The sequence below is a fragment of the Flavobacterium sp. GSP27 genome, assembly GCF_003970395.1.
Taxonomy (GTDB): Bacteria; Bacteroidota; Bacteroidia; order Flavobacteriales; family Flavobacteriaceae; genus Flavobacterium.
The window spans coordinates 90,701-113,634 of sequence record NZ_RYDP01000012.1; the positions used below are offsets into that span (position 1 = coordinate 90,701).

Consider the following 22,934-nt stretch of genomic DNA (forward strand, 5'->3'; position numbering starts at 1 on the left):
TTGGTGTTTTTTGTTTTAAATCAGATGCCTATCCGCTAAACGGACTACGTTTATAAAACGGAACAAAAAACACTTATTATTTTGCTTCTTTTAAGCATTGCAATCGTATCAAATGTTCAAGAAACGGAGAAAGCAAAAATCAAAAATAGAAGGAAACCATCAATTTAGTGGTGCATCCCAATAGAGAAATCCTTAAGGCTAAATAATTCGACTATGGGATAAAAGAAAAGAGGCCGTCAAATAATGACAGCCTCTTTTTTTAAGATAAAAAAGGAATTAAATGTTTTTTGCCGTTGCATTATTATCCGCAATAATACACGAAGTATCATACCCTCCAAACATTTTCATATAGCTTTTTATAGAACTACCATAAGCGTCTCTAAAATTTCGTTTTCCTTTATTTTTAAAATATTTTTTTACAGAGCCTGCTCCGCCAAGGTGAGCTGCCGCTAATATCCCGGATTCGGTAACGAATATTCCGTTTAATATAGTGCCTTCGTATTTTTCAATTTCTCTTTTCAGCTCCCATTTGTTTTTCGCCAGTAGCGCTAGAAATGCTTTTTCCTGTAATTCAGGACTATTCAAAAAGGCAGACCGATTATAGACTCCAACCGATTTAAGTGTCTCAATACCAAACTGATATTTTCCCATATATCCGAGGGAGTTCACTTTTTTGTATTTACTTTCGGATTCTCTATATCCAATAGCTTCTTTAAAACCGATAAAGAAATTTCCGGTAAAAGGAATGTTTAATTTGGTGTATTCATTTTGTTCTTCAGAAGGAAATAAGTAGTGTGCTCCCTCATCTTCATTAATAAGAAACCAAGGGCTGGTTTCTAGGTTAAACGGTTTAAAACCTGAGCTTAAAAAAACTGTAATCACAGTCAGACCTGTGTAAAAAGACCACTTCTTAATCATAAATTGTTTTTCTTCAAAACGCTGTCCCGTTAAGAAATTTCTATGCGCAAAGATACAATAAAAATAATAAGTCTGATAATCAAGTAGTTAAACTTTTCTAAAAATAAATGAAGTGGTATTTTATATCGTTAAAACGCACGAATTCAATTGTAGGTGCCGGAATTTTAACCGTGTTCAGAACGGAAAAAACAGTCTTTAAAAAATGGGACTGCGTCTTTATTTTCGTCAGATCAACATCAATACTCAAATAAAACTGTCGGAATCTTTGTGGATTTGTGGTTGAAAAAGCGTTATTATCGCTATTTCCGGTCAGCATTCCTTCGGCTCCGTAACCCAAAGCTACATTTAGCCATTTTGGAATCCTAGAGCGTTTTGCAAAAGAGTGCAAATTAACAGAAAGCCAATAGGTTTGTCCATTATAGTCTTTTAGAATTTGCTCTGTAAAAGAACTGCCCAAAACTTCCGGTCTGTAATTGGCATATTGGGTGGTATGAAAAGAGAATTTAGGGGTAATACGCTGTTCATTCCAGATTAATTCCTGAGAAACGTATAAAGCTGTCCCGGAAGCATTGGCAATTATATCGCCATAGGAGGCACCCCACGCAGCAGAATATCCATCCAGAACCTCAACGGCGGTAATAAATGCAAAGCCCAAGCCGGCTCCGTATAGTAGCTGATTTTTTTTAGAAGCCCCACTCCACTGCAGCATTTGGGCACCAAGACGTCCCAGATGATACGAAGAAAATACATGCCCAGATTTGTCCATCTGCAGCCAATCAGTATTGTCATTTATAAAATGAAAATCAGATTTGGGATAATCAGCGTACCAAAGTTGGTTTAAACCGATCAGCGTTCCTGCGGTCAAAACAGCTTCAGCAACAAACACCTCTTTTTGCTTTTTCCTATTCAAAGAATCGGAGGGTTTAAAAAAAGATTCCGCACGCTCTTGGGCAAATACAATTTGGAAACCCACTAAAAATAAAAATAAAATCCCTTTTTTTAATCCCAAAACTATCTTTTTACGCCTTGGCTGTTGATCCAATCCGAATATTTTTTGGCGTTTTTATTGTGTTCCGTTAATGTGGCAGCAAACTCATGGTATCCAAAACGTTCCACGCTGGCACAAAAATAAATAAACTTGTTTTTCTCAGGATCCAAAACCGCTTCCATGGCTGTAATATCAGGCATAGCGATAGGTCCAGGAGGCAGTCCTACGTTCATATAGGTATTATACGGATGTGCCATTGTCAAATCTTTGTAGAAAACCCTTTTGATAACCTGATCAAAATCGTTTGCTTTCTTCTTTATCGCAAATATTACCGTTGGATCTGCCTGCAATGGCATTCCCGTTCGCAACCGATTGAGATACACGCCGGCTATTCTTGGTCTCTCGTCTTTTTTTACGGATTCTTTGTGAACAATTGAAGCCAGAATAGTCGCTTCGATGGGTGTAAGTCCCTGTTTTTGCGCTTTGGCAACTCTTTCCTTGTTCCAAAAATTACGGTATTCCTTAATCATTTTATCACGGAACTTTTCAGCGGTAGTGTTCCAATAAATCTCGTATGTATTTGGAATAAACAGTACCAAAACAGTCTCTTCATTGAACCCGTTTTCTTTCAAGAAAATAGAATCTTTGAAGGAAGTCAGTAATGACAAGCTATCCGCTTCAATTTGTGAACCTACACGCCCGGCTAAATTCTCAATACGTTCCTGATTATTAAAAGCCAACTTTACTGCTGAATTAAGACGCAATGTTTTTACCAGTTCATAACTGTTCATTCCCTTTTTGAATAAAAAACGCCCCGGAATTACATTGTCAGAATAGCCTCGTTTATTGGCCACCATCTCAAAACGATCCAAGTTTTCGACATACGGAGCAATTATTTTTTTGACCTCTTCGTAATTGGAATCCGTTGGCACGTATACGTACACTTCGTTCTCTGAGAATTTGGTGTTAGAAGAAAAAATTTGGCGCAAAATAACCAATCCGTATAGCATCAGTATTCCTATTAAAACAACAGCGGTAATGGTAATAATTTTTTTTAAATTCATATATGGTATTTTTATTGGAAAAGTAGTATTTTTAACTTTAGTTTGAAATTATGATGAATTAAAACTACATTTTTTAAAATTTAGTATTGATCAATTGAAAAACAGCTTCGTCTTTATAAATACCATTCACAAAAGTCCACTCTTTTTTGACGCCTGTCATTTTGAATCCAAATTTAGTAAAAAGTGCTTTACTAGCTTCATTTTCGGTTCCAATATTTGCATATAACTGGTGTAAATTTAGATTATAAAAAGCATATTCAATTAATAATTCCAAAGCTTCGGAACCAATATTCTGTTTTCGATTTTTGCTTTTTTGAATGACAATACCTACTCCCGCCCTGTTATTCTTTGGATCAAAATCAAATAAATCGATCAAACCTAGGGCCGGGAAATCCTGATCCTGACAAATAGCCAATCGCAATTGCTTGGCTTCATAAATATCCTGATGGGCATTTTCTAAATATTGCTTGACTAAAAACCGGCTGAATGGCGTATGCGTATTGCTGACTTCCCAAATGCTCTGGTCGTTTTCTATGGCATATACAAATTCCAGATCATTGGGTTCTAATGCCCGAATGTAGATATTGTCTCCTTTTAATGTTTTCATTTTAAAATTAAGATTTTACTTAATTATTTTTATACCCTATTTTTTTTCTAGGTTCGGTATTATCTTTTTTGTCAATTAGTTCATCAAGATAATTAAACACAAGTTCTATATTTTTAGTGTGATTGGAGAGTTTCTTTTTAATTTCTTCAATTTCTAATTTCATACTCATAGTATCGGTAAGCATCGCTCTTATTTTTGTGAAAACACGTATAATTTGAATATTTACTTTTATAGCAGTAGTGCTGTTAAGTACACTTGACAACATTGCGACACCTTGTTCTGTGAATGCCATAGGCATATACCTTGTTCCTCCCCAACTTGAGGTGCCAATTTGGCTCCTCAAATTATCGAATTCTAACTGATTAAGTTCAAACATAAAATCTTCTGGAAAGCGTTCTATGTTCCTACGAACCTGCCGCTTGAGTTGTTTGTTTTCTACCGCATAAAGTTCCGACAAATCTTTATCTAACATAACTTTTTGATCTCTTATCAAATAAATTTTACTGCTGATAATATCATCCGGAATCATAATTGCTTTAACCATATTTTCTACTTTGTTCGTGAAAATTATTTTTTAACTGAATAAAAATTAAATCCTTTAGCTTCCTAATTAAATAATAATTGTTCCTTTAAATACAAATTCAGCTGGCCCTTTAAGGAAGACTTTGGAAAATTGTCCTTCCTTTTTTTCGAAAGAAACGACTAATTTTCCGCCTTCTACATTTAAATCGATCGAAGTAGCATTTGTTTTTCCAATAACGTTCATTGCAATTGCTACTGCTGTTGCGCCTGTTCCGCAAGAAAGTGTTTCATCCTCTACGCCTCTTTCATACGTTCGCATAGAGAAAGTGGCCTGGTCAATTTGTTTGACAAAATTGATGTTACTTCCTGCTTTCCCGTACAAATCTCCGTATCGAATAGCAGCTCCGTTTTCCTTGATATTGTAATTTTCCAGATCGTCTACCAGTTGTACATGATGCGGCGATCCCGTATTTAGAAACACATGATCTGTACTGACTTTTACGGCATCAACATCAATCATTTGTAATGATACCAATCCGTCATCGTCAATTGTGGCGTGATGCAAACCATCTGTGGCTATGAAAGTAGCTTTATTCTCAATTACCTGCAGCTTTTTGGCGAAAGCCACTAAACAGCGTCCACCATTGCCACACATGGAACTTTGGTTTCCATCGGAATTGTAATAAACCATTTTGAAATCGGTTACAGGGTCGTTTTCCAATAAAATAAGACCATCACCACCTATTCCAAAACGTCTGTCGCACAAGTGCGCAATGTGTTGTGTATTCTCTTTTGGGAAAAAATTCGAACGATTATCAATCAGGACAAAATCATTTCCTGTTCCTTGGTATTTATAAAATTGTAGTTGCATTTTAATTTCTATTGTGTGCTACAAAAGTACGAACTATTAATGAAATGTTAATCATTGTTAAAGAGCGTTAAACTGTATTTTAGGAAGCTATTTTATTTTTAATTTTACAAGTAAATATCTTAATAAACGAATTTAATTATGAAATCGCCATGACAGAAGCTGTCGCAAACACCAATGAAGATCTGGCGATACCATATTCCTATAAAAAACAAATATTATCTACATATGAAAAAAATTTCAACTCTTTTTTTGGTTTCGTTGTTGAGTGGGGGAGTCACACTTGGCGCTTACAAATTATTATTTGATACCAATGGGTATTTTTCCAGTGAAAAAAATGCCTTGGTAACAGCTGCATCTGATTCGTATGAAACGAAAGTCGGACTGTCTCCCGAGATTCTTGATTTTACCGAGGCTGCAGAAAAAACAATTCATACGGTGGTACACGTAAAAAACGTCTCCCGCAGAACGATTACCAATCCTATTTTAGAATATTTTTATGGGTATAAAGGCGGACAATCCCAGGAACAAGTGGGAACGGGTTCCGGAGTAATCATTTCTGAGGACGGTTATATAGTGACCAATAATCACGTCATCAAAGGCGCATCAGAAATTGAAATCACCTTAAACAACAAAAAATCATACATGGCAAAACTTATTGGAACCGACTCTAAAATGGATATTGCCTTGTTGAAAATTGATGCGAATGAAAAATTACCGTATACTGTTTTTGCCAATTCTGATTCGGTGAAAGTGGGTGAATGGGTTTTGGCTGTCGGAAATCCGTATAATTTAACCTCTACGGTAACAGCCGGAATTGTTTCGGCGAAAGCCAGAGATTTAGGCACCAGCGGAATTCAGTCTTTCATACAAACAGATGCTGCGGTAAACCCCGGAAATAGTGGTGGTGCCTTAGTGAACACGCGTGGTGAACTGATCGGAATCAACACGATGATTTCCTCCATGACCGGTTCTTATGTAGGCTATTCGTTTGCAGTTCCTTCGAATATTGCCCGAAAAATCATTGAGGATCTCATGGAATACGGGAATGTACAACGCGGAATTCTTGGGGTTGAAGGAGGCGAACTAAATAGCATGACTTCTAAAGAACTGGGAATCAATCAAACACAAGGCTTTTACATTAATAAAGTCACCAAAAATTCTGGTGCTGAAAAATCAGGACTTGAAAAAGGAGATGTCATCATCAAATTAGACGAATTAAATGTGGCTACTTTTGCGGATCTTTCCGGATACATCAATACGAAAAGACCCAATGACAAAATACAGGTTACCTATATCAGAGATGGAAAAACAAGAGTAGCTCCTGTAGTGCTTAGCAAAAATGAATTTTTCAGCGCGGAGTTTAAAGGCATCGAATTAGAAAATATTGAGGCTGCTGACAAGCAGAAATTCAAAATCGATTATGGCGTGCGAATCAAATCCATAAGCAGCCAAAATCTGAAGCAATACGAAGACGAGCTGGTGGGAAATATTATCTTGAGTATTGACAATGTCAAAGCTACGGATGTTGCAACGGTATCCCAACTTTTAAGTAAAAAAGAGCAAAACCAAACCATACGCATCGAAATGATTACTAAAAACGGAGAAGTCATGCGTGTAATTCTCTAGCGCATTCCTGTTTTAAAAAAACCAAAGCCATCTTGATATTTCAGGGTGGCTTTTTTATTTTTAAAATAAATCCAAAAATAGCTTACGAAATCGATTGAAATGGGTATTTTTGCGCCAAATTTTAAAAAATACAATCCTTTATTTTCATTAAATTTTCAACATGGCAACTACAACTTTATACGAAAAGGAAGTTTCTTTTCAAGCCGACAGGCGACGTGCAGGAGTAAAACTGATTAAAATTATCAGCGATTTATGGTATGATAAATCCATTGAGATGGTTTTATTTAGAAACCCGCTAATCGACAGGAATGTTAGTGATATTATCAACCTGCATGAATATGCGGCTGAATTTGTAGGCAAACCCATTTCAGTATTTGATTCGGTTAAAATTGCAAAAGCGATTTTAGAATTGAATTTACCGCCTGCAAAATTAGACATTGGAAAACTGACGTACGAATATGGTTTAGAAGAAGATACATATCCTGACGCCAAGTATTTTGTCATTGACAAATTAAAAAATGCCAAAAATTCAGAGGAAATTCAACCAAAAGATGTGGTGCTGTATGGTTTTGGTCGCATTGGTCGTTTATTAGCCAGAGAATTAATGTCGAAAACCGGAAAAGGAAGTCAATTGCGATTGCGTGCCATCGTAACACGCGATAAAAATGATGCTAATTCTCTTGAAAAAAGAGCTTCTTTATTGCGTTACGATTCGATTCATGGTGATTTTCAAGGCTCCGTAACGGCTGATCCTGAAAATAATGCTTTGATTATCAACGGAACCACTGTACACATTATTACGGCAAACGGACCTGAAGAAATTGATTATACGCTTTTTGGAATCGATAATGCATTGGTTATTGACAACACGGGTGCTTTTACCACACACGAAGCACTAAGCCGCCATTTGGTTTCCAAAGGTGTGGAAAAAGTATTACTTACCGCTCCAGGAAAAGGAGTTCCTAATATTGTTCATGGCGTAAACCACAACGAATACAACCCGGATGAAATCAATATCTTTTCGGCGGCATCGTGCACTACGAACGCTATCACGCCAATCTTGAAAGCTGTTGAGGATACTTTGGGCGTTGTCAAAGGACATCTGGAGACCATCCATGCGTACACAAACGACCAGAATCTTGTGGACAACATGCACAAAAAATACCGTCGTGGAAGAGCCGCCGCTTTGAATATGGTGATTACCGAAACGGGTGCCGGAAGTGCTGTTGCAAAAGCATTGCCTTCATTAGAGGGAAAATTAACGTCGAATGCCATTCGGGTACCGGTTCCTAATGGCTCTTTGGTCGTCTTGAATCTGGAAGTATCCAGAGAAACATCGCTGTTAGAAATCAATGCTATCATGAAAAAATATGCATTGGAAGGCGAATTAGTCGAGCAAATCAAATATTCGATGAATAACGAATTGGTTTCATCGGATATCGTCGGCACATCGCAGCCTGCCATTTATGACAGCAACGCCACCATTGTTTCAAAAGACGGAAAAAATATTGTGTTGTACATTTGGTACGACAACGAATACGGCTACAGCCATCAAGTTATTAGATTGGCTAAATACATTGCCAAAGTAAGGCGTTTTACGTATTACTAGCCTGCCGTTTACAGGTTGTGGATTTGCGATTGTAATTTTTTTTTAGTTTTAGTTTTAGTCCCCTTAGTTTTAAATTTGGAACAACCGCAACCCAGCCTGAATTCAATAGAAAATCCGTCCCGTTAGGAAAAACGAGACGGATTTTTTTGTTCCTATTACACCGAATTGGCACGCAGATGACACGGATTTTAGCGGATTTTTTATGTGTGTTAATTTGTTATTACTGTGTTGAATTGGTACGCTGATGACGCGGATTTTAGCGGATTTATGTGTGTTAATTTGTCATTACTGTATTGAATTGGCACGCAGATGATGCGGATTTTAGCAGATTTTTACTGATTTTTTAAAAAGTCTTATTTGAAAATTCGATTTAACATCCGCAAATTCATAACTCATAATTAAAAAAACTATTCCTTAGCTTTTGTCAAATAATACACCGGAATACCAATCAGCATAATCAAAACACCCCAACCGCTTGTACTGGTTTTGGTAAACAACAAGGCTATACAAATTGCTGTCGCGATAATTAGATACAGTGCCGGTAAAAATGGATATCCAAAAGCTTTATACGGTCTTTCAGCATCTGGCATTTTCTTGCGCAGAATAAATATTCCGAGAATAGTCAGAATATAAAATATCAAAACGATGATAACCACAAAATCCAATAAATCCCCATATTTCCCTGTCAAACACAACGCCGAAGCCCAGATACACTGCGCCCAGATAGACCAAGCCGGAACGCTGGCATGATTCAATTCAGCAGCTTTCTTGAAGAAAACACCATCTTGCGCCATCGTATAATACACTCTGGCACCCGCCATAATCAATCCGTTGTTACAGGCAAAAGTCGAAATCATAATCATCACCGCAATTATTAATGTTCCCACCGAACCAAAAATACGTTGCGAAGCCACAACAGCCACACGATCTGATTCGGCCGTAGCAATTTCATACAAAGGCACTACAGCCAAGTACATCAAGTTAGCCAAAATATAAATCACACTCACGATTAAGGTTCCTAAAAACAAACTCAATCCCACGTTACGTTTTGGATTTTTTATTTCTCCAGCTATAAAAGTTACTCCTTCCCAAGCCACACTAGAGAACATTGAACCTACTAGTGCTGCCGAAATTCCTGATATCAACGCCGTTCCGCTAATAGGCAACCACGAACCCGTTTCCACATTCAGGGCTTGTGACGTCCAGACATTGTTCCAGTTCGCGTCCCAAACTTCTGCTTTGGCAGCCATAAAACCAAAAATAATCAAACCTGCCAACGACAGAATTTTGATAACCGTCAGAACCGTCTGTAAAATCTTAGAGTTTTTTACCCCACGGCTGTTGATGTAACTCAACAAAATTATCGTGAAAATAGACACAATCTGGGCGGCATTGAGTTTAAAATCCCCTATCTCATATAAAATATTCTTATCACTTAAAGGCGCGTATAAATAGGCGGCAAATTTGGCAAAAGCCACACCCACGGCAGCAATGGTACCGGTTTGTATCACCGCAAAGAAACTCCAACCGTACAAAAAACCCACCAGTTTCCCGTAGGCTTCCTTGATGTACACATACTGCCCGCCCGCTTTAGGAAACATCGCGCTCAACTCACCATAACTCACGGCAGCAATCACGGTAATCGTTCCTGTAAGCACCCACATGGCAATCAACCAACCGGCAGAACCCAGCTGTCGCACCATATCCGAGCTCACAATAAATATCCCGGAACCTATCATAGAACCCACCACAAGCATGGTTCCGTCGAGTAATCCTAATTCTCTTTTAAAATCGTCTGGTTTATGGTCTTCCATGTTTTTTTGGGTTTTGGGTTTTGGGTTTTGGGTTTTGGGTTTTGGGTTTTGGGTTTTGGGTTTTGGGTTTTTAATTGGCTAAAGATATACTTTTTTTGGAAATTTCATAAAAAGGACTGAGAAAGTGACAACAAAGTGAATCGTGAAAAGTGAGTGGTGAGTGGTTAAGAGTGTAGTTGTTCCTTTGGGCGTGACCCTGCAGCAGCTTTGTCGTTCCTCCTCGCCACTTTGGGTCGGACGGTACGCTATATCTTTATTTTCTTAAAGAAAGAAAATAAAGGATGCCGCTTCCCTCCCTCACGCAAACCGCACTAACTATAACGTTTGTTTTTTTGTATAAAAACTGTAAGAAAATTTTAATATATTTGAAAGAATATAAAAAAAGACAAGCAATAGCGACAATCTACCTGATTTTGGGTGTATGGACGCTATTTTATAGCGAGTGTATACAAGTTACTGGAGACTTGTGCCGAAATTACGCAGGTAGAAACAATTTGAAAATTAACATTTGTTTCCGCAGAAAATTTATAAAGCAGAAACTTGAAAGTTGGAATTTGACAGCGGAAGCTTGAAAAACAAACAGAAGTGCTAAAATTGGAATCTGACAGCGGAAACCTGAAAAGTTGAAACCTGAAAAAAAGAAGCGCAAAAGTTCTAAACGAACAAATATATGGAATTAAGAAAATTTAGATTTAAGAAAGAATTATTTACAATTGATGGAATAAATAATATTACTGGATTAGTAATTACTTCTGGTCATGGATATGGTTTTAAAACTTATTGTTGCAGAAAGTGTGGAGAAATATTTGTTGCACAGCTTGAATCAGTACAAATTGAAAATATTGAGACATATAAAGAAAATTATTGTCCTAAATGTAACGTTAGATTAAAAGAAAACTTGGTTGAATATCCTGAAAACATTTTTTATGAAAATAGAATATTGAAAAATAATAATGATATTGACAGAACCCATTTTGATAACACTGAAATATTAGAAGCGTATTTATTGAAATAAATATAGCCCTTAAAAAATATATTAACCGTAAATTAGAAGCCTAAAATTGGAGTTTGACAACAGAAACTTGAAAAGTTTAAGGTTTAATTGCTATTTCGACAAAAAAAAGCCTCCAGTAACAACCATTTTGAGCTAGCTGGAGTTTAGTGGAATTATCGTTTCGCATCAAGTTTTCGTTAAGCCGAAAATTAAGAGGTTACGAACTTCCAGCCATCTCAAAGTGGCATAACGTTACTGGCTAGTTATGCCGAAATTACGCAGGTAATTTCGATTTGAAAATAAGCAGTTGTTTCCGCAGAAAGTTTACAAAGCAGTTGGCGGTAATTTTAAGAAATTCGAGAGAATTTAATGATATTTTAAAAAATATAAATTATGATAAAGTTTTGGTTAATTGCTGTTTTTATTATTATTATTTCAACATATATATTGTCGAAATTAACTATGAAATCACAAAGAGAAGAAACTGGTGAACGAATTTGGAGATTTGGGAATGGAAGGTCTGTTTATTGGCGTATTCTAACTTTGTGCAGTTTTGGAATAACTGTTGTAATAATGCTTATTATGCATTGGATAGGAATTCCTATTCTGTAATTAAAAATATTTTAAATAAGCAATTTAAGCCCAAACCCGCTTTAGTACTAGAACAAAGCGTGAAAATTGGACCCGATCGCTCGGACATCTGATTTTTTCGGACAACGATTATATTAATCCCTCGGATATTTAATTTTCGGACAACGATAGGGCGGATTTGCAATCCGAGCCTACAAAGAGAATGATTCAGCAAGAAATTATACTAGTTTAGAGAGTGAATTAGAATTTCTTTTATTAGAATTATTATGATATTATTTACGGGCACGAATTGAAAATCCGCGCTATCATGTTTAATAATTTGGCAAGAAACCCGATAGCGCTGATATGCCACAATAGTTAGCGCAGTTTTGTAAACTGTGCCCACAACATTAAGCAAATAACAAAAAATCGCTACAAAGTATAAAGCTATAACAACATAAGATGTTTGTTGAAATAATATAGAATGGGCTGGTCGTTATTTTTTAATACTTTGTGTGACTTATTTTATTTCATGAATAAACAGTCCGTTTTAAAAAAAAGAATTTTTAGTGTAGTTTAAATCACATAAGTAATAACTATGGTATAATGTCGTATTTTAAAATCAGGATAAAATCATGTAAAAATCTGATTTAAAGCTGTTTTACTTAAAGTTAATTCTTTTGACTTTACGACTTTTAAACTTTCGACTTACTTATATTCACTCAGTGACTACAAAAATACAGTTCGCTTGGAGGTTTTTATCCAGACCCATCGGAAAAACAACTGACCTTGGCACTAAGACTTGCGCGAAAGAGAAACCGAAAGAAAAGTCAAAAAAAGAAAATAAAAAAAATGAAATTTAAACTTATAAATAATATTGACAAACTTGGAACATTTGGACTTTTTCTAACTGCAATTTTCTCACCTTGTTGTTTTCCTCTTTTTGCATTTGGAGCATCAGCACTTGGGCTTGGAAGTTTAGAATTATTCGGAGGTTGGACAATGTGGATTTTTCAAATAATGGTTTTGATTTCAATTATCGGAATATATATTTCGTATAGAAAACATAAATACTTCTATCCATTATTAATTGCAATTTCGAGCGGAATAATTATATTTTCCGGATATTATTTGAGTAAATCTGAAAATTCAACTTATTTAATTTATGCAGGAATGTTTGGACTTTTTATCGCAACAATTGGAAATTATTATCAAAATAAAATATACGTAAATTGTAAAACTTGTGGAATATATGAAGGAAAAACTGTTGAATTGAAATCGACAATCATATGTCCGAAATGTGGATACAAAAAAGACGAAATGATGCCGACAAATGCTTGTGAATTTTTCTACGAGTGTAAAAATTGTAAAACAATATTGCGACCATTAGAAGGAGATTGTTGCGTATATTGTAGTTACGGAAGTGTGAAATGTCCACCAATTCAAGTTGGAACAAGATGTTGCTAAAAACGAGAATAAATGAAATAAATTAGTCCTTCTTTCAACAGTTAGAGTTATGTGGCGTGGCGTGGCACTAACAATGAAACTCGTTTTACACAGTCCATCCCATCCCCTTATTACGGGAGAATCCAGACCCTTCGGACGGATTTGCAATCCGAGCCCATAAAGAGAATGATTCAGCAAGAAATTATACTAGTTTAGAGAGTGAATTAAAATTTGTTTTATTAGAATTATTATGATATTATTTACGGGCACGGATTAAAAATCCGCCTATCCTGGTTATAGGGACCCAAAAGCAGGAAAAATTTATATCTATTTGGTAGCAGCCGCCCGCAAAATTAATATTCTAAATACTTAACTAATCCTATTTTATATGACAAAGCTTAATCTAATTATTCCACTCTTGATTTTGACTATACAACTAGTTAACGCACAATCAGTAGAAAGTTTAAAAATAAAAAAATACACACAAAAGAACGCAAACGAAATTATTACTGAATTCTCAGAATTTTTAAGTATCCCTAACGTAGCATCAGAGCCATTAAGCCTTCGTAAAAATGCTGATTTCATCATGTCAATGATGAATCGAAAAGGTATCAAAAATGTGCAGTTATTACATGGAAAAACTAAAAATATTCCGCCAGCCGTTTACGGTGAAGTTCTTATACCGGGTGCAAAGACAACTTTGATTTTCTATGCCCATTACGACGGCCAACCTGTAAATCCTGAACAATGGAATCAAAATCTGAGTCCTTTTATCCCAAAGTTATATACGGCAGCTATTGATAAAAACGGCAGTAACATTCCTTTCCCTTTAGATGGAAAATACAATAACGAATGGAGAATATATGCCAGAAGTGCTTCCGATGACAAAGCAGGAGTTGATGCTATTATAAATGCTTACGACGCCATCAATAAAAGCGGCTTAAAACCGAGTTACAATCTTAAATTCTTTTTTGAAGGAGAAGAGGAAAAGGGCTCAACACACCTAGATGAAATCCTACAAGAGAACAAAGCCCTTTTACAATCCGATTTATGGATAATATGCGACGGACCGGTACATCAGTCTGGGAAAAAGCAAATTTATTTTGGTGTTAGAGGAGATACAAACCTTTACTTTACGGTATATGCCTCAAAAAGGCCATTACATAGCGGACATTATGGTAATTGGGCTCCAAACCCAGCGATGATGCTAGCACAGCTGTTAGCATCAATGAAAGATAACAATGGTCGCGTGACGATAAAGGGGTTTTATGATGATGTAATACCATTAACACTATCAGAGAATAAAGCATTATTGACAGTTCCTTCTGTTGACGAACAGATGAAAACTGAGCTTGGTATAAATAGTGCTGAAATGCGAGATAAAACATTAAGCGAATCGATCAACCTGCCCTCTTTAAACATAAATGGTATGCAAAGTGGTAACGTAGGCAAAATGGCCTCAAATCAAATTCCAACTACTGCTACCGCTGTTATAGACCTGAGGTTAGTATTAGGGAACGACTGGGAAAGACAACAACAAAAAGTAATTGATCATATAATAAAACAAGGCTACTTCGTCACAAGCAACGAACCTACAGATGAAGAAAGAAATTTGTACCCTAAAATTATAAAAGTCATCCGTGATAAAAATGGAATAAATGCGCAACGCACCTCCATGGACTTAGCAATTGTCAAAAAGGTGATTTCTGCAGTTGAAGCCACAACAAAAGACCAAGTTGTACTGCAACCAACTATGGGAGGAAGTCTACCGTTATATTTATTTGAAAAATATCTAAAAACAAACACCATTTCCGTTCCAATAGCGAACCATGACAACAACCAGCATGCAGAAAATGAAAACATTCGACTTCAAAATTTGTTTGATGGTATAGAAACTATGGGGTCATTAATGCTGATAAAATAACTCTAAACGGTAGCTTATCATTAACTTAAATAATGTAATGAGAATACTTTTTAATCCTAATCACTCGGATATTTAATTTTCGGACAACGATAGGGCGGATTTGCAATCCGAGCCCAAAAAGAGAATGATTCAGCAAGAAATTATGCCAGTTTAGAGAGTGAATTAGAAGTGGTTTTATTAGAATTATTTTGATATTATTTACGGGTACGGATTGCAAATCCGCTATCGAAAGCAGTTTTGTAAACTGTGCCCACAACATTGAGCAAATAACAATCACAAATTTTTTAGAAGCTATAAACAAAATAGACTAAAGCACCTCGTTTTAACTATTATTGGAACCAATAAATAATTCGTAACTAATGAACCATCCGAACACCCAGAATTTAATGGATTCTGATACCTTTATTTTCTGCCTGGAAGCCGTTCCTAATACAGAAATTACCACCACAACTGAAGTGATTAAAAACTTAGAGCAATTGGCTTTTGAACAAGGTATAACCAGTATTTACAAAACCTGTGATACCATTGAGGGGTTAGAAGAAAGCTTAAATGCATTGCTTTATGACGACCATAATTTTAAAAATTATGAAATAATCTACTTAGTGATGCCAGGCGAAAGAAATACCATTTGTCTCAATGACTATTACTATAGTTTAGAGGAAATTGCAGAGCTTTTTGAAGGAAAAATGAAAGGAAAAATTTTACATTTTGCAAATGCAAAGGTATTGGACTTAAGTCCGGAAGAAGCACAATACTTTTTAGATATCACCGGAGCACGTGCCGTTTCCGGGTATGGAGCACCATCTAATACATTAACAAGCTGTGCCATAGACAAAGCTTTTTTTAGCTTATTTGAAGAGCAAGATAATGTTGTAGATATTGTTACCGAATTACATGAAAAGCACTTTGCACTTTGTCAGCTACTCGATTTTAGATTGTATTATTAATCTTGATGCGCTGATATACAATTAAAAGCGGGGTACCTATCAATTTCATAAACGCCCGCATTAAAACGCCTACGGGTATTCTATTCATTCAGATCAAAAGCTAAATACACATTCCGGGGTTCAAATTTATTCTGGGTTTTGAACTATTAGATAAAGCCAAAAAACAGTACTCTAATTTCACAAAAAAAGTAACCTATTTAAACCAAAAATTCTAATTCTACATAATGGTCGCTTCACGAAAGAGATTCGATTGTGAATAAGTGTTTCAAAAAGATTTATTTATTTGGCCCTCACACTCCATTCAAAATCCATTTCGGATACTTGAATTCCTTTTTCATCGGTTCCAATGGATTTCATCCAAAACGTTTGTCCGTCTCCTGTAGCAATAGTTTCTTGAATCGCCTTTTCTATTAAATGGCCGTCATTACAGGTAAAAGTGATTCTGCCTGTAGCTTTCTTGGTAAAATTTCCTTTGTTATTCGCAACAAGCATAGAGATTTTTTTGCCGCTTTTTTGAATTTGAAACATTACTAAAGCACCCGTGGCAAGCTCTGCAGCCATGGCTTGCACGGCAAAATACATCGAGTTAAATGGATTTTGGTTTATCCAACGGTGTTTTACAGAAACTATACACTGGTTCTCACCAATGGTTTTTACGCGTACGCCACAGATAAATGCCGAAGGTAATTTGAAAAACAAAAATTTATTAAGTTTAGAGGCTGTAAGTTTCATAGGTAGCTACTGTTTGTTTTTATGGGAATAGAGTGTCGCCATTCTGTATTATTCTTTGGATTTTGAATTTAGGCGAGTTTATTACCGCTAGGTTTTTGCTAAATTACAAAAAAATACTATGCGTACATACAAAAATTGTTTGTTAATGTTGTGTTAAATTTTGGTACTATGCGTAACAAGATACTATCTTTTAGATATATATTTGCATAAGAAATTACTATATACTTTTAATCATGGAAACAACAACTGAAAAAAACATCGCGACATTTACGCATTTAAGTACTTTAACGCAGTATTTCATTCCTTTTGGAAATTATATTTTTCCAATTATTCTTTGGACAACCAAGAAAGAGGAATCTGAATTTGTAGATCACCACGGAAAACAAGTGTTGAATTTTCAATTGAGTTTATTGATCTACTCTTTGGTGCTGATTATGATTGCAATTCCTTCATTTCTTATTTCGGCTTTCAAAAATGTTTCTTTCGAATCATTGATACATCATAACGACATTACACTTTCGAATTTCAACCTTGAAGACAACATTGCACTATTAACGGTTGGATTAATTTGCGTTCTGATTTTCGGACTTTTGAAAGTGGCTGAATTCTTCTTGATTATTTATGCCTCGATTAAAACATCAAACGGAGAAAAATACAAATATCCAATAACGATTCCGTTCCTTAAATAAGGAAGCAGTCAGATTAAAAGAGAACAGACGTAATACAAGGAGCGAACAAACTAGCCCTGATTGAAACGACATCCTTTACTTGCTTTCTTTAAGCAAGTAAAGATAAAGTGGAAAGCAGGAATAAGCTCCGAAAAAAGAAAAAGAGAATCATGCAATACGAGATTGCTTCGTTCCTCGCAATGACAAATCATCACCCGAGCCAGAAAGGAGAACTGGCACGGCAATCAAAAAATGAACCGTTTAATCAACACTAAAATCAAAAAAAGAAATTATGAACATTGAAAACACAAAAGCCCAGATGCGTAAAGGTGTTCTCGAGTTTTGCATCCTATCCGTTTTAAAAGAAAAAGAAGCCTACACATCGGAAATATTGGACACATTAAAAAACGCAAAATTATTAGTCGTGGAGGGAACCATTTATCCACTGCTGACGCGATTAAAAAACGATGGATTGCTCAACTACCGTTGGGAAGAATCCACTTCAGGACCTCCAAGAAAATATTATGGCTTGACCGAAATTGGACAAACTTTTTTAAACGAATTGAATGGTACCTGGACGGAATTGTCCGATGCCGTAAACCTAATAACCAACCAAAAACAATAGTCATGAACAAAACTGTAAATATAAACCTAGGCGGAATGTTCTTTCACATCGATGAAGATGCATACCAAAAATTGACGCGCTATTTTGATGCTATAAAACGTTCTATATCCAATTCGTCTGGACATGATGAAATCATCAAGGATATTGAAATGCGTGTTTCGGAATTATTAAATGACAAACAAAAAACAGACAAATACGTTGTTGGTTTGAAAGATGTAGATGCCGTTATCGCCGTAATGGGACAACCGGAAGATTACATCATTGAAGATGACTTGAAGGGTTCTCAAAGTTTTAGTGACCACTCAAACAGACGAACTAAAAAACTATATCGCGACAAAGAAAAAGGGATGATTGGCGGAGTAGCCGCAGGATTAGGGCATTATTTTGGCGTAGATGCCGTGTGGATCAGAATCGTTCTTATCTTATTGGTTTTTGCTGGATTTGGAACTGGAATTCTCGCCTACATCATTCTTTGGATTGTAACTCCGGAGGCGGTTACTACCACTGAAAAACTGGAAATGACCGGGGAACCGGTTACCATTTCTAACATTGAAAAAAAAGTTAGAGAAGAATTTGAAAATGTTTCTGATAAAATAAAAAATGTGGATTACGACAAGTATGGCAACCAGATAAAAACAGGTGTCGGGAAAATAGGAAGTTCTTTTAGCGACTTTATCATGACTATTTTTAAAATTTTCGCCAAATTTTTAGGTGTAATTTTGATTATTACAGGAATAACAATACTGTTTTTTTTGTTAATAGGTATTTTCACATTAGGTTCCGGAATTTTTATTGATTTTCCTTGGCAAGGTTTTATAGAAGCAGGTAATTTTACAGATTATCCAATATGGGCTTTTGGATTGTTAATGTTCTTTGCTGTTGGAATCCCGTTCTTCTTCTTAGCATTATTAGGGTTCAAGCTATTGGCCCCAAACATGAAGTCTATTGGAAATATTGCAAAATATACGCTGTTTGCATTATGGCTAATTGCAGTAGCATTAGCAATATCAATTGGAATAAAACAGGCCAGTGCATTTGCCGTAGATGGGAGAGTGGTTAAGAAAGAAACCCTTAATTTAAATCCAAATGACACCCTTTTAATTAAATTCAAACACAATGATTATTTTGCTAAAAATGTGGAAGACCGTAATGATTTCATGGTAACACAAGATTCTACCGGAACAGATATTATTTATTCGAATGAAGTTAGTTTTAAAATCGAAAAAACAGAGGAGAAACTGCCTTATATTCAGATTGAAAAAGAAGCAAGAGGAAAATCGTTATCAGAGGCAAAACGAAGAGCCGAACAAATTAAATACGGTTATAAAATAATAGGCAATCAATTGATTTTAGACAACTATTTACTTACTGATTTAAAAAATAAATACAGAGATCAAGAAATAGAAATAACAGTATTTGTACCTGAAGGAACGTTATTAAAACCAGATGCCTCTGTACAAAATTACGACAGATCTGATGATGAATTTTTCAATTTACACTACAGTTCAGATAATTACATTTACAAAGTAGAAAATTCTCAAATAAAATGTTTAAATTGTCCCGCTGATGAAAACGAGTATAATGATGTATATAGCACCGCTCGAGACGATAGCACGGATGTTACGGTTACCATAAATAACAATGGCGTTACTGTAGAGAAAGACACCCTAAAATCAAACAAAACCAATAAAGGATTGAAAATAAATAAAGACGGGATCATCATTAAAACGAATTAGTCATGTTGAAAATCATCACCTTAATTACAAAGTTCATTCTGGTTGCCTTAACAGCCTTGTTATTCGGTTCGTGCAACCACTCCATTAATTTCAATGCAATAGAAGGAAGCGGAAATATCACCACAGAAAAGCGGCTTGTTGAAGGTGCTTTCAAAAGCATAGAGGTTAACAATGCCATAGATGTCGTTATAGAACAATCTGATAAAATTGAAATAATTGTTCAAGCAGATGATAATTTACAAAAACACATCACTACCAAAGTAGAAAATGGAACACTTGTTATTTCGTGTGATAAAAATTCTTTCATCAACATGAAATCAAAAAAAGTGACAGTAAAAATGCCTGTTATTGATGAATTAGAAGCAACAAGCGGCTCGACTATCACGAGCAAAAACACCCTGAAAGGGGAGAACATCCGATTGAATACTTCGAGTGCAGCATCGATAGATTTAAGCATCGAATCTGACAATATTACTTGTGACACCAGTAGCGGAAGTACCATTACGATTAATGGGAAAGCGCTACAGATTAAAACAACTGCATCAAGTGGTAGTGAAATCAACGCTGATAAATTATTAGCAAATGAAGTTAGTGCCGATGTTTCCAGCGGTGCGTCCATTAGCGTTCATCCTATCGTTAGCTTAAATGCTCAGGCATCCAGCGGAGGAAACATCACGTACGACATACAGCCAAAATCGATTCAGAAAAATACCAGTTCAGGCGGGAGCATCAGCCAAGAATAAGATATACTTTTGTTAAAATATAAAGAAATCATCCATCACAAGTGGATGATTTTTTTATATTTGTGTAGACACTAATTTAAATGACCATGAAAAAATATACTGTTATACTCCTGCTGCTTGTATCAACTACATTGCTATTTGCTCAGAAAAAAGAAAAAATAAAAGGATCAAAAACAGTGACTGTTGAGCAAAGAGAAGTCGGCAATTTTGAAGCGCTGCTGGTCGAAGACAATCTAGAAGTCCATCTGGAAAGAGGAGAAAAAACAGCCCTAAAAATTGAGGCTGATGATAACTTACATGGTATTATTTCTTTGGATTTAAAAGACAACACCTTGCGTATTTATACAACAAAATCAGCTGTTAACTATAAAAAAATGATTGTAAGAGTGACCTATACCAATGAATTAAACCTCATTACCGCCAAAGATGAATCGACCGTCAATGCGATACAGGAGCTTTTGTTAAACACCATTACACTAAAAGCCTATGATGCCTCCAAATTATTTGTGAATGTCAACGCAACGGATTTCTTACTTCAGGCAGATGACAAATCAAAAATAGAACTCAATTTAAAATCTGAAAACAGTACTGTCGAATTAAGCAAAAATGCAACACTTAAAGCCTTAGTTACCACAATTGATTTGAAGGTAGATTTGTACCAAAAATCAGCTGCAACCCTAGAAGGAAATGCCACAAATATGCGGATTCGACTGGATAACAATGCCTCATTCACCGGAAATAAATTCAATACAAAAAATGCGGACATAATAACTGAAAGTTATTCCAACTGCAGTTTATTTGTGGAGACGGCGGTAATTATTGATGCCGCTGGCAAATCTGAAATTCAACTTCTGGGTAGCCCAACAATAGAAATACGGAAATTTACTGATGAAGCTCAATTGGCGAAAAAATTGAAATAATCCTCTCCCCAACCCTCTCCAAAAGAGAGGGAGAAAAACCGGATTGATGTTATACAAAAAGTCCCACTTGCTAAGGCAAATGGGACTTTTTCAATATTAACTTTCCTAACTATGATTATTTAGCGGCCAAATATCTTTCGGCATCAAGAGCGGCCATACAACCTGTTCCGGCTGCAGTTATTGCTTGACGATACACATGATCCGCGGCATCACCTGCCACAAAAACGCCTTCCACATTCGTTTTTGAAGTTCCGGGAGTGTTGATAATATAACCCGTTTCATCTAATGAAATGAAATCTTTGAAGATATCTGTATTTGGTTTGTGACCAATAGCTACGAAGAAACCAGTGGCAGGAATATCAAAAACTTCATTAGTTGTTTTATTTAAAGCTTTTACTCCGGTAACAACCTGCTCATCTCCTAACACTTCAACAGTATCATGATTCATCAATATGGTGATATTCTCTGTTTTGCGAACGCGCTCTTCCATGATTTTCGATGCTCTGAATTTTTCGCTTCGCACCAACATGGTTACTTTTTTACAAAGTTTAGATAAATAGTGTGCTTCCTCGCAAGCTGAATCTCCTGCACCCACGATTACTACTTCTTGATTTCTATAGAAAAATCCATCACAGACGGCACATGCCGAAACTCCGCCACCCATCTTTAAATAGTGTTGTTCAGATGGCATGCCTAAATATTTAGCGGTTGCCCCGGTAGAAATAATTACTGTTTCGCAATGCAATTCTATTGTATCATTGATCCAAACTTTATGAATATCTCCTGAAAAATCTACTTTTGTAGCCCAACCATCACGTACATCCGTACCAAAACGTTGCGCTTGTGCTTGCAATCCTACCATCATCTCCGGACCCGTTATCCCTTCAGGATTACCAGGCCAATTTTCTACTTCGTTAGTAGTCGTTAGTTGGCCACCCGGTTGCATTCCTTGGTATAAAATAGGATTCATATTTGCTCTAGCAGCATAAATAGCGGCAGTATACCCTGCTGGACCAGAACCTATAATAAGACATTTAATTTTTTCGATTGTATCAGACATAGTGATGTTTTTTTTGGATTTAACAGTGCAAAAATAAGATATTATTGCTGGAATAAAGAACTGGAAGTATCAGTTTTTGTTATGCTTTAATAAAAAAATCCATTCTGTTGAGACAGAATGGATTTTTGTCGGGGTGGCAGGATTCGAACCTGCGGTCTTCCCGCCATTACGGGACGCTATATCCGAGCCACTAACTATTTATTTAAAGAAACCTACGTCTGCCAAGTATCTTTTCGCTCCTCTTTTTTTTATTTTATGCTCTAAAATCATTGCCTCTGATCGTGTTGGAAGTTCAACTTCATAAATCAAACACCATGGTTTCCCAGATTTTGTAGACAAACTAAATCCAGAATTATGCCGGTATAATCTATTTGTAAGATGGTCCGTTTGACCAACATAATATTTAAAAGTAATTTCACTCTGAATTATGTATACAATGTACATATTTATAAAATAAAAAAAGCCGAACACACTTGGAGGGCACTGAAAAAGTCTTTTTAAAAATTAATTGTTAATAAAAAGGAGTAGAAAACTATAGTTTTTTGCTCCT

21 protein-coding genes and 1 pseudogene are annotated in these 22,934 nt (G+C 35.9%); 12 read left to right on the forward strand and 10 right to left on the reverse strand.

What is annotated here, in order from left to right; genetic code table 11:
* Positions 1-276: 276 nt before the first annotated feature.
* From EKM05_RS11400 to dapF, 6 genes are all read right to left on the reverse strand, one after another.
* Positions 277-918 carry a peptidoglycan-binding protein LysM gene (locus EKM05_RS11400; RefSeq protein WP_126555378.1) on the reverse strand — a complete coding sequence of 214 codons (642 nt, stop codon included), beginning with the start codon at positions 916-918 and terminating at the stop codon, positions 277-279.
* Between the two features lie 97 nt (positions 919-1,015).
* Positions 1,016-1,960, reverse strand: coding sequence for a DUF2279 domain-containing protein (locus tag EKM05_RS11405; RefSeq protein ID WP_370275767.1), 945 nt, complete (start codon positions 1,958-1,960; stop codon positions 1,016-1,018).
* Positions 1,930-2,970, reverse strand: a complete 1,041-nt coding sequence (mltG, locus tag EKM05_RS11410; protein ID WP_126461392.1) for an endolytic transglycosylase MltG — start codon at positions 2,968-2,970, stop codon at positions 1,930-1,932. The genes EKM05_RS11405 and mltG overlap by 31 nt, the downstream gene beginning before the upstream one ends.
* 73 nt (positions 2,971-3,043) lie before the next feature.
* The gene (locus tag EKM05_RS11415; protein WP_126456048.1) at positions 3,044-3,577 is read right to left on the reverse strand and encodes a GNAT family N-acetyltransferase; all 534 of its coding nucleotides are present in this window, start codon (positions 3,575-3,577) and stop codon (positions 3,044-3,046) included.
* 19 nt (positions 3,578-3,596) lie between these two features.
* A complete protein-coding gene (locus tag EKM05_RS11420; protein WP_126461395.1) occupies positions 3,597-4,121 on the reverse strand; it encodes an ORF6N domain-containing protein in 525 nt (174 codons plus the stop codon).
* Positions 4,122-4,187: 66 nt separating this feature from the next.
* Positions 4,188-4,970, reverse strand: a complete 783-nt coding sequence (gene dapF, locus EKM05_RS11425) for a diaminopimelate epimerase (protein WP_126555381.1) — start codon at positions 4,968-4,970, stop codon at positions 4,188-4,190.
* 225 nt (positions 4,971-5,195) lie between these two features.
* On the opposite strand from dapF, the gene EKM05_RS11430 reads away from it, so the two are divergent.
* A complete protein-coding gene (locus tag EKM05_RS11430; protein ID WP_126555384.1) occupies positions 5,196-6,596 on the forward strand; it encodes a trypsin-like peptidase domain-containing protein in 1,401 nt (466 codons plus the stop codon).
* Positions 6,597-6,756: 160 nt separating this feature from the next.
* Positions 6,757-8,205 (forward strand): glyceraldehyde-3-phosphate dehydrogenase, encoded by a 1,449-nt coding sequence (locus EKM05_RS11435; RefSeq protein ID WP_126461404.1) that lies wholly within the window; start codon positions 6,757-6,759, stop codon positions 8,203-8,205.
* A 407-nt stretch (positions 8,206-8,612) separates the two neighbouring features.
* Here the strand turns inward: EKM05_RS11435 and EKM05_RS11440 are convergent, their stop codons facing one another.
* On the reverse strand, positions 8,613-10,019 hold the full coding sequence (locus tag EKM05_RS11440) for an APC family permease (RefSeq protein WP_126555387.1): 1,407 nt from the start codon (positions 10,017-10,019) through the stop codon (positions 8,613-8,615).
* 670 nt (positions 10,020-10,689) lie between these two features.
* Here EKM05_RS11440 and EKM05_RS11445 point away from each other — a divergent pair.
* From EKM05_RS11445 to EKM05_RS11465, 5 genes and pseudogenes are all read left to right on the forward strand, one after another.
* Positions 10,690-11,034 carry a hypothetical protein gene (locus EKM05_RS11445; protein ID WP_126555390.1) on the forward strand — a complete coding sequence of 115 codons (345 nt, stop codon included), beginning with the start codon at positions 10,690-10,692 and terminating at the stop codon, positions 11,032-11,034.
* A gap of 1,401 nt (positions 11,035-12,435) precedes the next feature.
* Positions 12,436-12,780, forward strand: a pseudogene (locus EKM05_RS14670) (MerC domain-containing protein); the annotation flags it as partial.
* Positions 12,781-12,831: 51 nt separating this feature from the next.
* Positions 12,832-13,050 (forward strand): GDCCVxC domain-containing (seleno)protein, encoded by a 219-nt coding sequence (locus EKM05_RS14675; protein ID WP_231507379.1) that lies wholly within the window; start codon positions 12,832-12,834, stop codon positions 13,048-13,050.
* Between the two features lie 367 nt (positions 13,051-13,417).
* Positions 13,418-14,953, forward strand: coding sequence for a M20/M25/M40 family metallo-hydrolase (locus tag EKM05_RS11460; RefSeq protein ID WP_126555397.1), 1,536 nt, complete (start codon positions 13,418-13,420; stop codon positions 14,951-14,953).
* A gap of 386 nt (positions 14,954-15,339) precedes the next feature.
* Positions 15,340-15,900 (forward strand): DUF6642 family protein, encoded by a 561-nt coding sequence (locus tag EKM05_RS11465; protein ID WP_126461601.1) that lies wholly within the window; start codon positions 15,340-15,342, stop codon positions 15,898-15,900.
* Between the two features lie 279 nt (positions 15,901-16,179).
* Here EKM05_RS11465 and EKM05_RS11470 read toward each other — a convergent pair whose 3' ends face one another.
* Entirely contained in the window at positions 16,180-16,632 is a 453-nt protein-coding gene (locus tag EKM05_RS11470; protein ID WP_126555400.1) for a DUF4442 domain-containing protein, read from the reverse strand.
* Between the two features lie 233 nt (positions 16,633-16,865).
* On the opposite strand from EKM05_RS11470, the gene EKM05_RS11475 reads away from it, so the two are divergent.
* From EKM05_RS11475 to EKM05_RS11495, 5 genes are all read left to right on the forward strand, one after another.
* Complete coding sequence (locus tag EKM05_RS11475) at positions 16,866-17,321, forward strand: DUF4870 domain-containing protein (protein ID WP_126456247.1); 456 nt, start codon at positions 16,866-16,868, stop codon at positions 17,319-17,321.
* Between the two features lie 271 nt (positions 17,322-17,592).
* The gene (locus EKM05_RS11480) at positions 17,593-17,925 is read left to right on the forward strand and encodes a PadR family transcriptional regulator (protein WP_126456245.1); all 333 of its coding nucleotides are present in this window, start codon (positions 17,593-17,595) and stop codon (positions 17,923-17,925) included.
* A gap of 2 nt (positions 17,926-17,927) precedes the next feature.
* Positions 17,928-19,661: a PspC domain-containing protein gene (locus tag EKM05_RS11485; RefSeq protein WP_126555403.1), complete on the forward strand. Its 1,734-nt coding sequence runs from the start codon at positions 17,928-17,930 to the stop codon at positions 19,659-19,661.
* 2 nt (positions 19,662-19,663) lie between these two features.
* Complete coding sequence (locus tag EKM05_RS11490; protein WP_126456241.1) at positions 19,664-20,404, forward strand: head GIN domain-containing protein; 741 nt, start codon at positions 19,664-19,666, stop codon at positions 20,402-20,404.
* 86 nt (positions 20,405-20,490) lie between these two features.
* Positions 20,491-21,324, forward strand: a complete 834-nt coding sequence (locus EKM05_RS11495) for a GIN domain-containing protein (protein ID WP_126555406.1) — start codon at positions 20,491-20,493, stop codon at positions 21,322-21,324.
* Positions 21,325-21,439: 115 nt separating this feature from the next.
* Here EKM05_RS11495 and trxB read toward each other — a convergent pair whose 3' ends face one another.
* Both trxB and EKM05_RS11505 read right to left on the reverse strand, forming a co-directional pair.
* Complete coding sequence (trxB, locus tag EKM05_RS11500; RefSeq protein ID WP_126456237.1) at positions 21,440-22,384, reverse strand: thioredoxin-disulfide reductase; 945 nt, start codon at positions 22,382-22,384, stop codon at positions 21,440-21,442.
* A 198-nt stretch (positions 22,385-22,582) separates the two neighbouring features.
* Positions 22,583-22,828 (reverse strand): GIY-YIG nuclease family protein, encoded by a 246-nt coding sequence (locus EKM05_RS11505; RefSeq protein ID WP_126555408.1) that lies wholly within the window; start codon positions 22,826-22,828, stop codon positions 22,583-22,585.
* Positions 22,829-22,934 lie beyond the last annotated feature (106 nt).

Coding starts and splice junctions, on each gene's coding strand:
- dapF (WP_126555381.1), bottom strand. CDS start 4,970: ATGCAACTACAATTTTATAAATACCAAGGAACAGGAAATGATTTTGTC.
- EKM05_RS11505 (WP_126555408.1), bottom strand. CDS start 22,828: ATGTACATTGTATACATAATTCAGAGTGAAATTACTTTTAAATATTAT.
- mltG (WP_126461392.1), bottom strand. CDS start 2,970: ATGAATTTAAAAAAAATTATTACCATTACCGCTGTTGTTTTAATAGGA.
- EKM05_RS11430 (WP_126555384.1), top strand. CDS start 5,196: ATGAAAAAAATTTCAACTCTTTTTTTGGTTTCGTTGTTGAGTGGGGGA.
- EKM05_RS11415 (WP_126456048.1), bottom strand. CDS start 3,577: ATGAAAACATTAAAAGGAGACAATATCTACATTCGGGCATTAGAACCC.
- EKM05_RS11440 (WP_126555387.1), bottom strand. CDS start 10,019: ATGGAAGACCATAAACCAGACGATTTTAAAAGAGAATTAGGATTACTC.
- trxB (WP_126456237.1), bottom strand. CDS start 22,384: ATGTCTGATACAATCGAAAAAATTAAATGTCTTATTATAGGTTCTGGT.
- EKM05_RS11465 (WP_126461601.1), top strand. CDS start 15,340: ATGGATTCTGATACCTTTATTTTCTGCCTGGAAGCCGTTCCTAATACA.
- EKM05_RS11475 (WP_126456247.1), top strand. CDS start 16,866: ATGGAAACAACAACTGAAAAAAACATCGCGACATTTACGCATTTAAGT.
- EKM05_RS11435 (WP_126461404.1), top strand. CDS start 6,757: ATGGCAACTACAACTTTATACGAAAAGGAAGTTTCTTTTCAAGCCGAC.
- EKM05_RS11470 (WP_126555400.1), bottom strand. CDS start 16,632: ATGAAACTTACAGCCTCTAAACTTAATAAATTTTTGTTTTTCAAATTA.
- EKM05_RS11495 (WP_126555406.1), top strand. CDS start 20,491: ATGAAAAAATATACTGTTATACTCCTGCTGCTTGTATCAACTACATTG.
- EKM05_RS11480 (WP_126456245.1), top strand. CDS start 17,593: ATGAACATTGAAAACACAAAAGCCCAGATGCGTAAAGGTGTTCTCGAG.
- EKM05_RS11485 (WP_126555403.1), top strand. CDS start 17,928: ATGAACAAAACTGTAAATATAAACCTAGGCGGAATGTTCTTTCACATC.
- EKM05_RS11420 (WP_126461395.1), bottom strand. CDS start 4,121: ATGGTTAAAGCAATTATGATTCCGGATGATATTATCAGCAGTAAAATT.
- EKM05_RS11460 (WP_126555397.1), top strand. CDS start 13,418: ATGACAAAGCTTAATCTAATTATTCCACTCTTGATTTTGACTATACAA.
- EKM05_RS11490 (WP_126456241.1), top strand. CDS start 19,664: ATGTTGAAAATCATCACCTTAATTACAAAGTTCATTCTGGTTGCCTTA.
- EKM05_RS11445 (WP_126555390.1), top strand. CDS start 10,690: ATGGAATTAAGAAAATTTAGATTTAAGAAAGAATTATTTACAATTGAT.
- EKM05_RS11400 (WP_126555378.1), bottom strand. CDS start 918: ATGATTAAGAAGTGGTCTTTTTACACAGGTCTGACTGTGATTACAGTT.